The following is a 9,994-nucleotide window of genomic DNA, read 5'->3' on the forward strand; positions in this document are numbered from 1 at the left end:
AGTAGGGGAAGCTACCTTTGTAGGTGAGTTCCCCTAATTTGAACGCTTTGTTACTCAATGGATTGGGTTGCCAATCTCATTATCAGATCAAAATCTAGGAAACTCACGGTCAAAACAACTCACGCCTTTACATTTATTAAATCCGCTACGTAGCGGATTTAAGTTTATTTACTGAAAAAAGTTTTTAGAAAAGTAGATTTATTTTGCGGAAAATCGTTAGTTTCGCCAAACTTTTGGGAAAAATACAATTTGAATTACTCCAATCATCTGTATTTTACTCAAACTTTTGAACCTGGAGGCACATTTTGCTTTAAACAAATAATTTGTAGAGTTGTTACGAAATGAATAGTCAAAGATTTACGTTAAAACAAAGACTAACAACCTCAGGCTTAATGACTGAGGAGACTCGGCTTTTGGGCGATCGCATGTTATTAAAATCATTGAATTTGTTCAGCCTATAAGTGAATCTAACACCCCAAATTAGTATTTCTTAGTTAGCCTATTGTCTTTAGGCAGGTGCATTTACCGTGAGTTATGTTGAGCTATCAAAAGGAAAAATAAATGGCGATTCGATTGCATGGCTTTCTTAGCAGTCCCAAGCGTTTCATTCAGATTGAAAGCCAGCCTCATCATATAACTGCAATTTTCAAAAGAATTTTACACTTTCAGTGCTTACATCGCTGCAAATTTGCCGATGTTCATAATGCTTATTATGACTGTGAAGCAGACGGAACTATAACTTTCTACCAAGCAAAAAAAGACGCAGCTTGTGAGCCAGGTATTTGGACTTATCTTGTATATGAATGTCTAGAAGGCGAAGAAACAATATTCTGTGATTCGTTTATCAATACAACCACAAATTCTTTGCAACTACTATTAGCTGGTTCTCAACTGCCTCAAGTTGCTGTAGATATTAATGAATACCTTAAATATAAAGATAACGAATGTGAATATTTAGATATGCAGCTTCCTGATGATTGGAATAATCAATTAGGAAGAGAAATTGCCGATCTGCTGCTTGAAGAAGTAAAAGCGTTTAAAACTTCATCTGTGTTTGCAGAAGCTGTGGGCAAAGAATATATGCAAGCAACTTTAGATGGATTTATTCAAGTAGCCCAAGATATTTTAGTCAAAAATGGTACAGTCAGAGATTTTGAATCTGCTCAATATGATGTGCTAAATAAAATTCAAATTGATGATATAGCTAACTTAATTATTGAATATAACGATTATCGTATATGGCAAGCTGCTTTACCCAGCAAATCGAAAGCAGTGGAATTTGCTTTTAATGCTGCATTAAGCTTTATATGCCGCCTTAAGTGATTTCAAAAATACTTATGACCAACCTCATGAGTAATGGAAAACTAAAATGACACAGTTTCAAATATTTCCATTACTCATGAAATGCTTAAAAAGTTTCAAAGAAAGCGTCATCTAATTCGTAACCTAGTATTTGTGCCAGAGATTTTAGTCGTGATTGAGTAGGTAGCCCCTGCTGTTTTAGCCAATCACTTAAAATAAAGATTTTTTGCATCAAAAATATTTCTAAGGCTTCAGGATTAAATTGAATGCCTTCTTTAGCACTAAACTGGTGCGGTACAAGCATGGCAGTATAACGGGCAAATTCTCCAGCTTTCCAATCTAATAAAAATGGTAACCAGGGATATTTCGCATCTAGACGGACAAACCACAGCCGCACCTCAGGAACCTCTGAAAGTTCCCTTGGGTCCCCTGGTTCCAGGTCATACTTGATATCAAAGCGCAGTTGCTGTTCGTGGGATGCAATTGCTCCCTCTTGGAATTTCTCAATCACCGTTGAGGCGGGCGACAGATCCAGATTGTTAATGGAGTCAGTATTGATTGCGATCGTGATTGTCATTGACTCAGCAGCCACTTTCTTTATGCTCAACTGTAGGCTTGACAATTTACAGTAGCAGCTTTCAGGTAGCAACGCTACATTTGCTGTGAATTTGCTGCCATTTTGATGGGCAAAATTAAAGACGCGATTAATATCGCGTCCTATAACGTCTTTGTCTATTTGCCGAAATTTAAAGGAAATTCATTTGCTTAAGAGTTATTGGCATTCATTTCACCTCTAGACCTCCTGTTGAAAAGATAGGTAGTCTACGGCTAAGAATGACATCTTGCCACCTTCGCTTTGTATTTCCCTATAGAGTATGCCATTAACATTGATGCATTCCTGGTTCATACCTAAAGGTATAAACTCTGTGCTTTGCATATACTTATCCTTTGTAATTTTGTTTACTTTAGTTACCTACTCCATAAAAATTACACAGTAAATACTTAAACTGAAATAAATCTTATTTGGCTCTAATAAATATCAATTTAATTTTCGGCTTTCTGTATTTACCTGTTAGACATTATGTAAATTTGCGGACGGTATGTTAATACGTGAATATGCTGAATTTTCCTTGGTTTTGGCAATGATTTCCGTGTTAATTCCATTACGATTTTTGCTTGATGATGCTAAGCAAAAATTATTATTTTCTTTTTCTAGATTAATTACATTATATTCGTAGACTGAATTATACAACTGGATGGATAAGTAACTACAAATAGCTAATAGGGGAAGATAAATAAAGAAAAATTAGTATATACTCAGATTTTTTTCGCAAATTTTCTCTTTAGCAAAATATTAAAAAAAGTTGAAATTAGTTTTGCTCAGCAAACGATCGCTAAATTATTTACTTAAGATTTACTTAATAAATTAATTACTTTTCAGTTTTGCATATGTTTAAAATAAATTGCTACTATAAGTAACCGTATTTATATCATTTATGTGTAAATTATTAAACACAAAAATTGTTGATTTTCGCCAAGCGAACTGATGTGTAGGTAAGGAAAAAAGGCAGACGCAAAATAGACACAGAGTAGTTCACAAAAGGGAAACCTTGAGAATTTTTGCGGTGCTTGGAGTAGCGAAGTTACTGCGATGGTGAGGTAAGACTGTAATTTAAGCAAACAGGAGCAACTTGCGTCAGTAGATCTGCTCAACGCAGTGACTCCCTATAAACAACTGCTGTAAGGGTTCCCGGCTTAGGCAACTGGATATAGCTGTTTTATTCGGGCATGGAACACACCTGCTTTTAGGTGGACATTACCAACTAATTTAAGCTAAAGTTGTAATGAGTTTGTTTTAGATTAAGAACTGGCAAAACAACCTCAACAAACAAAAAATCTTTACCTTCACCTGTAATTCCCGCAGCGATCGCCAGCAATAACGCAGGTAAGGACTAATAGTAGTAATATCCTCACATATAAGTAAGAATAATCAATTAACCTAAAATTGGGAAAATTGTCCTCAACAATTAACAAACTTAAAAATATGCAAAAACAAGCAATAACTACAAAACCAATTCGTTCTTTAGAAGATGCTCTTGAGCAGTGTCAACTGTTAGGAATGCGCGTCAGCCGTCAGCGTCGCTTTATTCTTGAACTGCTTTGGCAAGCAAATGAACATCTTTCTGCTAGAGAGATTTACGATCGCTTGAACCAGCAAGGTAAAGATATCGGTCATACTTCTGTCTATCAAAATTTAGAAGCTTTATCCAGTCAAGGTATCATTGAGTGTATTGAACGCTGTGACGGGCGTTTATACGGTAACATCAGTGATTCTCATAGTCATGTCAACTGCGTTGATACCAATCAAATTCTCGACGTTCATATAGAACTACCAGAAGAATTTATCCGCCAAGTTGAACAGCAAACAGGAGTACGGATTACTGATTACAGTATTAATTTTTATGGTTACCGCCATGCCCAAGAAAGCTGATCGCAAAAACAATTAAGGTAAATCTACAGGCACAGTCGGTTCATCTTCTTGGCTTTCAATTAACCCGATATTAAGAATATTTTCCCCATAAATATCTGTGTTTGCCGCAGAATTAAAGCTACTTAGGGGAGAGTTCTCTGACACGAACCGTTTCAAGCGTTGAAACTCTTCTAAAGAGAAAATAGCACCATTTAACATTGCATATTCTTTCTGCACTTCTGATACAAGAGAATCACATAAACAGGTGTAGGTGAAGTTTGCGCCTGTGAAGTTTGCGCCTGTGAGGTTTGCACTTGTGAGATTTGCGCCTGTGAGGTTTGCGCCTGTGAGGTTTGCACCACTTAAATTCGCGCCGATGAGGTTTGCACTTGCTAGATTTGCATCTGTAAGGTTTGCACCAGCTAAATTCGCACCCATCAATGCTGCTTCTAAGAAATTAGTTTGTCTGAGATTTACCCTAGCTAACATCACGTGTAACAAAAATGCCCCCGACAAGTTGATACCAGCGAGGGAATGGGATCTGACTCGTTTTGTAAAAGCATTTACGGATAACACTGCTGTTCTACCAATTAGCATGAACAGCGCTTGGGGATTAAATTCTGCTAAATTTTTATGATTTCCACAAGGTGAAAAAGAGACTTTAGCTACGCGATCGCAAGCACAAAGTAATAAAAATAAATTGAGTCCTACGACTGCATTTATTTGTTCGATATTAATAGGGTTTTGCAGGGTATGGAAATAAGTCAAAGCTTTGTGTGCTATACCCTCCTCTAACCAACGACCTTGACAGTAGTCACGCCAGAAAGACTCAAGACGTTGAAACAACACTTCAAAGGAAAATTGCCACTTTTGCTGACGGCGCAATCCTTCGATCGCGAGTGCTTCTATTTCCTGACTGAGAATACCGTAACCGAGTAAGTTGTAAAGGTGCTGGGCAACACTAGAGGGAGAGTCAAGAATGAATGTAGATTTACTATCAGCTGGTTCTTGACGCTGAGTTAGGATTTTCAATTGGGCAGCAATAGCTTCAGCGCAAAGATATTCCCCTAAATTAGGGTGAGTGAATTCAGTGCTAAGTAATGAATGCTGGCTTCTAAAATAAAAAGTCGGTAGGGTTTGAAGAGAAAATTCTTTAGATAAATTTATTTTAGGGCGATCGCTGTGTAAAATCTGGAGAGCGATCCCCTGCATTTGCTCAAGTAAATCTTGGGGATGGCGATTAGAAAGTAAATTGGCGATCGCTTCTGGTGTACGGTGGATATGAGCCGACCCTGAGCGCAGGAGCATTGTTTTTGTACCACCTGTGAGCGGATAGCCCAACAACCATCGATTGAGACGATGGTAAATTTCCCATAACAGAGGTGCGCTTGTAGCTTCTTGGGAATTAGCAGCTAATTGTAATATTTCCTCATCCAACAATCCGTCACGGTGTAGCACACCTAACAAATACAGCATCAAAGGTTGGCGGACTAAGGCGGAGAGTTGTGGTAACTTTGATTTTCTGAGAAATAACCCTGCCTGTTTTAAGAACGTAAAGTAATTTTGAGCTACGGGCAAAGATTGTACTGTAGTCCATTGCTGAAACCAATATCTGAGATCCTCTACATCCAACGGCTGGATGGTAATTCTTTTCAATTGCTGTGGTAATGCGGGGGCAATTTGCTGTAAAGTTTCTGTCCGACTCGTCAATAAAATTTTATGTCGTCCTTGCAACTGCAAGTTCAGCAACTCTTGAATAAAAAGCTCTTTTGCCCTGTTAGCTTGCTTAGTTGGCGGTAGTTCATCTAAACCATCAAGCAGCAAAAGACAGCGAGGATGATCTTGCTTTAACCAAGTAGCAAAATTTAGCTGTAAATCTAGTGGAAAAACTGAATTTAGGGTTGCTACTAAACTTTGACCGTATGTTATGTCTCGCAGCCGAATCAGAATCGGCATCCAAGTAGGATAAAGTTCCCATGCTACCTTTGCTGCCCAAATTTGGCAGAAACTAGTTTTACCATAACCAGGTTCCGCTTCAATTACAGCAATAGTTTCTAAATCAGCTAGCTGTTGCTGCGCCCATGCTTGTAAATCAATAGAAGAGCCAATTTTTTGACCTTGCTCAAAACTACTTTCCTCCTGTATTGGCAAACCTTTGAGGGGAACATAGATATCTTTGAGAGCAAAGGATTCCATAAATAACGGTTGACCGAGGCTTTGAAGTAACCTAACTCGGTAACTCTCTCTATAAGCATCAATTTTGTCATCTATTGTAGGGCTGTGAGAGCTTTCTACTAGTTCAGCTTCTAGGGTGACAGAATTGGATGGGAAGGAATTTCCTAAACGGACAAATTTTTGTAGTTGGGCTAGAGGCGCAGGATTCTCCGCAATAACTTTCAGCAAATAACCAGGAAGTGCGTGTGACAAACGCTGCGTTAACAGTTTCGCCTCAACCTCCTCTGCACCATTAGCAACAAACCAACCTATAGCCACATTATTGATTTGTTGTACCAGGAATGAGTCCGCTACCAAAGAAAGTGCTTGTTCCGCTTGAGTGTCAGTTAGTTTTCCTGGGTTGAGTGTATTTAACAACTCATGCAGGTGAGCGCTTTGGAGGGAAGATTCGGCTTTTTCTCTTACACCCTGATTCTTGATAATTGCTCGATCTAACCAAGGTTTTTGCAGGCTGACTTCCTGATCTAGAACTTGTTGCAAACTATGAAGATAGGCAATTTGAAATACTAGCCATGTACCCTCATTACGTTTTAAGGGTTTTTTTTGGCTGAGATAACGTAGTAGATTTTCAGTCAAATGAGCAATATCGGTAATTTCTTCCCAAACAGCTTTTAGAGGTAGTTCCAATACCTCTGTTAGGGTACAAATATCAAATGGCATCAGGCTTTTAACTTCCATGTCCTGAACAATACGGTAGGCAACACCTGCCATTTGCCCCACTGACAATCCACTAAGGCTGTGTATTTCGATACAGTTTTCCGCTAACCAATGCCGAATATGAAGGTTCATTTAATTACATAGGTTAATGGCTGTCTATGGCAATTATGCTCCATTTTTCAGGTTGCGCAAAGAAGTCACAATGAAGAGTATCGAAGTTGTTTTGTAGCTGGGGAAGAACAGGGTTTCTGTTTTTGAGCAAACTATGAGCGATCGCCCTCTAAGATTATTGTTAGTTGACCAAGACCCGATCTTCCGCTTAGGACTGCGGGTAGCATTGGCAGAAATTCCTAATTCGCTCATAGTAGCGGAGGTAGAAACAGATACTGCTGCTTTACAGGTTTTAGCAGAACTAGCCAAACAAGACCCTAAGCAAGTAAATTTAGTGATTTTGGAATTAGGGAATAATCGTTCTCCCAAGCTGCAACAACAAGGGTTACAACTCTGTGGGCAACTGAAAGCTTTATACCCCCATCTGCCCGTACTGCTCCTCAGTTCCGTTACAGAACCAGGGCTACTTCTAGCAGCAAAAGCGGCTGGTATAGATGGTTACTGCCCCAAAGGAACTCCAGTTTCTGAATTAGTTGCAGCTATGCAAGAAGTAGCTCAAGGTGGTTCCGCTTGGTTTGGGGAGATGGACACTCAGAACTCAACACTCAAAGCTCAGGACTCAGCACTCCGGACTCAGGAATTAAGACTCCCTTTCGCTAGGCTGCGAAATAATTTACGTTTGTCTGGAATTACTTACATTGAAGCCACCCTCAAGTCAGTGACGGCACAATTGCAAGTGCCTGGACTACCAGTAATGGATAGGGCCATTCTCGCTGGACGGCGGCGAGAACTCTTAGCAGCGCGTTGGCTGCTGAATCAGATGTTAGTTTTATCGCCAGAAAGACAACAACAGCAGCAATTTATGCCATCTTCTGTACAATTACCACCACCAACAATTCCTTCCCCAAGTAGTGCGATTACCGCATTAGATTCACAACAGCTACAAAATTCGCCACCTTTACTTAGCCCAAGGGCATTGCAATCTAATTTATTTGCATCTTGTATTACTAAGTTGCAATTTCCTCTAGAAAATGTCACAGATGTCCCTTTAGAAATTGACATCTTGCGCGAAGATAAAAAACGAGAATTGCTTTATCTAATTCTCCAAAAGCTGGCTCAACAATTAGATGAACTGCGGGTTGCGCAAATTCCAATTAATCAATTATATGATTTAAAGAATCCTATATTACATGATTTGTGGCAAGTAACAGTTACAGATTTTTTTGGCAAATTTTCACGTTTGCAAGTAGGCGATCGCCAAATAGAAATTGTCAGATTATTACTGCAAAACTTTCAACTAGTCCAAACAGAAATTCTTAATAAAATTCCTTTAATCATAGAGTTATTTGCACATTTATTATTTCAAACAGATTTGCAAGTTGATAATACCTCTTACCCAGCAGGTAGCTCAGAGGCTCAGTCACAAGTATTAATGATTTTAGAGAACTTATTAATTCAGGTAGCTAATGGGGTAGTACAACCGCTACTTAATTCATTAGCAGATTTAGAATTGATTAAACAAGCTTATTACGATCGGAGTTTGATTTCAACTAGAGAAATTGAACGCTTTAGAAATAATTTATCTTGGAAATACCGCTTAAATAATTATATAAATGAGCCGAGGGCAATTTTTGAAAGCCGCTATGAGCTATTTGTCTTTGCACCGCGTGGGATTGCTAAAACGTCAATTTATGCTCCTCGCGCTCAGGAGTTAGCACAATTATCAAACATACCGCTGGTGATGACTTTACTCCTAGAATTTCGCGATGCGATCGCACCTCGAATACAATCACTATTAGCTGTTTTCGGGAGTGGGATTGTTTTCATTCTCACCCAAGTCATCGGTCGTGGTCTGGGTTTAATTGGTCGTGGTATTCTCCAAGGGATTGGGAGTGTTTCGTTAACAGAAAAAAATCTTAAACGTAAGAGCAATAAGGGAACAGGGAGCAGGGAATAGAGATGCTATTACATCCCTTCTTCCTACACTCTACATCTTTATACCCTGAAACGCCTATTCGGTCATGAATAGGTAAATTTATTGAATAAGGAAGCATTCAATTATATTGATAAGGCAATTTACCTGTTTACTTGCGGAAAACACCAAAATGAGTACGCGATCTACTGAAATGAGAAAGCAATCAAGCATTTTGAGTAAGCAATATGCCATTTTACTTGCAGAAAACATCAAAATGAGTACGCGATTTACTGAAATGAGAAAGCAATCAAGCATTTTGAGTAAGCAATGTGCCATTTTACTTGCGGAAAACACCAAAATGAGAAAGCATTATGCCTTAATGAGAAAGCAATAAGGAATTTTGAGAAAGTAATCAAGCATTTTGTTGATTGATTTCAACTTAATCAAAATAAAATTAAGGCATTGGGCAATGAATAATAACTGGATCGGCTATAGCGATTTTATTGGATTGGCAGCATCCTATGTTTATGCTATTGGTTTACTGATATTTGGTGAAGGGCTAGGTCGGCTATTTCATGTCAAGCCAAACCTGACTCGTAAGATTATCCATGTTGGTGCAGGAATGTGGGTATTTGGCGTACTTCTGCTTTTTAACCACTGGGAAATTGGCATTGTACCTTTTGCTAGCTTTATTGCAGTCAACTACTTGCTCTACCGTTACCGAGTTGTTAGTGCAATGGATACTGATGACAGTTCACCAGGTACGGTCTATTTTGCGATTTCTGTAACACTGCTGTTTGGGCTGCTGTGGCGACCATCTGGCCCAATAGATAGTGTCCCTATTGCTGTAGCTGGAGTCATGGCGATGACTTGGGGAGACGCACTGGCGGCATTAATTGGTAGACGTTTCGGTAAACATAAATACCAGGTAGGAAATTCTGTCCGTTCCTGGGAAGGTTCAGTAGCAATGTTTCTATCAAGTACGACAGCCATTTTTTTGGTATTACTGTTACTACCTGGTTCATCGCTCAGTCCTTTAGCAGTATCTTATGGTGTTGATAGAGCAATATTGGCGGCTGTTGTTAGTGGTGCTTTGGCAACGCTAGCTGAGGGAGTTTCGCCTCATGGTACAGATAATCTCAGCGTTCCGCTAATGACAGCAGGAGTAGTATGGGTTTTAATTAATAATTCGTAATTCGTAATTAAATGTTTATACATTAATACGGTTCAGTAGTATCTGTAGAGTGGGCAATGCCCACCCAGCCCTTTCAACGCGAACAAATGAACTAGTAGGGGAGAATCAA

Annotated in this window: 6 protein-coding genes; 4 read left to right on the plus strand and 2 right to left on the minus strand. The window is 39.0% G+C overall.

What is annotated here, in order from left to right:
• Positions 1 to 561: 561 nt before the first annotated feature.
• Complete coding sequence (locus BV372_RS29080) at positions 562 to 1,323, plus strand: hypothetical protein (protein WP_086690075.1); 762 nt, start codon at positions 562 to 564, stop codon at positions 1,321 to 1,323.
• Between the two features lie 85 nt (positions 1,324 to 1,408).
• Here BV372_RS29080 and BV372_RS29085 read toward each other — a convergent pair whose 3' ends face one another.
• Entirely contained in the window at positions 1,409 to 1,879 is a 471-nt protein-coding gene (locus BV372_RS29085) for a CRR6 family NdhI maturation factor (protein ID WP_086690077.1), read from the minus strand.
• 1,467 nt (positions 1,880 to 3,346) lie between these two features.
• Between BV372_RS29085 and BV372_RS29090 the strand changes: the two genes are divergently transcribed.
• A complete protein-coding gene (locus BV372_RS29090; RefSeq protein ID WP_086690079.1) occupies positions 3,347 to 3,793 on the plus strand; it encodes a Fur family transcriptional regulator in 447 nt (148 codons plus the stop codon).
• 12 nt (positions 3,794 to 3,805) lie between these two features.
• On the opposite strand, the gene BV372_RS29095 is transcribed toward BV372_RS29090, so the two are convergent.
• Positions 3,806 to 6,796: a pentapeptide repeat-containing protein gene (locus BV372_RS29095; protein ID WP_086690080.1), complete on the minus strand. Its 2,991-nt coding sequence runs from the start codon at positions 6,794 to 6,796 to the stop codon at positions 3,806 to 3,808.
• A 133-nt stretch (positions 6,797 to 6,929) separates the two neighbouring features.
• Here BV372_RS29095 and BV372_RS29100 point away from each other — a divergent pair, with 133 nt between their 5' ends.
• Positions 6,930 to 8,732: a DUF3685 domain-containing protein gene (locus tag BV372_RS29100; protein ID WP_086690082.1), complete on the plus strand. Its 1,803-nt coding sequence runs from the start codon at positions 6,930 to 6,932 to the stop codon at positions 8,730 to 8,732.
• A 427-nt stretch (positions 8,733 to 9,159) separates the two neighbouring features.
• Positions 9,160 to 9,885, plus strand: a complete 726-nt coding sequence (locus tag BV372_RS29110) for a diacylglycerol/polyprenol kinase family protein (protein ID WP_086690087.1) — start codon at positions 9,160 to 9,162, stop codon at positions 9,883 to 9,885.
• The last annotated feature ends 109 nt before the right edge of the window (positions 9,886 to 9,994 follow it).

The sequence above is a fragment of the Nostoc sp. T09 genome, assembly GCF_002154695.1.
GTDB lineage: Bacteria > Cyanobacteriota > Cyanobacteriia > Cyanobacteriales > Nostocaceae > Aulosira.

What these genes read in the sequence shown, in the direction of transcription:
- BV372_RS29080 (WP_086690075.1), top strand. Translation starts at nt 562, where the DNA reads ATGGCGATTCGATTGCATGGCTTTCTTAGCAGTCCCAAGCGTTTCATT.
- BV372_RS29085 (WP_086690077.1), bottom strand. Translation starts at nt 1,879, where the DNA reads ATGACAATCACGATCGCAATCAATACTGACTCCATTAACAATCTGGAT.
- BV372_RS29090 (WP_086690079.1), top strand. Translation starts at nt 3,347, where the DNA reads ATGCAAAAACAAGCAATAACTACAAAACCAATTCGTTCTTTAGAAGAT.
- BV372_RS29095 (WP_086690080.1), bottom strand. Translation starts at nt 6,796, where the DNA reads ATGAACCTTCATATTCGGCATTGGTTAGCGGAAAACTGTATCGAAATA.
- BV372_RS29100 (WP_086690082.1), top strand. Translation starts at nt 6,930, where the DNA reads ATGAGCGATCGCCCTCTAAGATTATTGTTAGTTGACCAAGACCCGATC.
- BV372_RS29110 (WP_086690087.1), top strand. Translation starts at nt 9,160, where the DNA reads ATGAATAATAACTGGATCGGCTATAGCGATTTTATTGGATTGGCAGCA.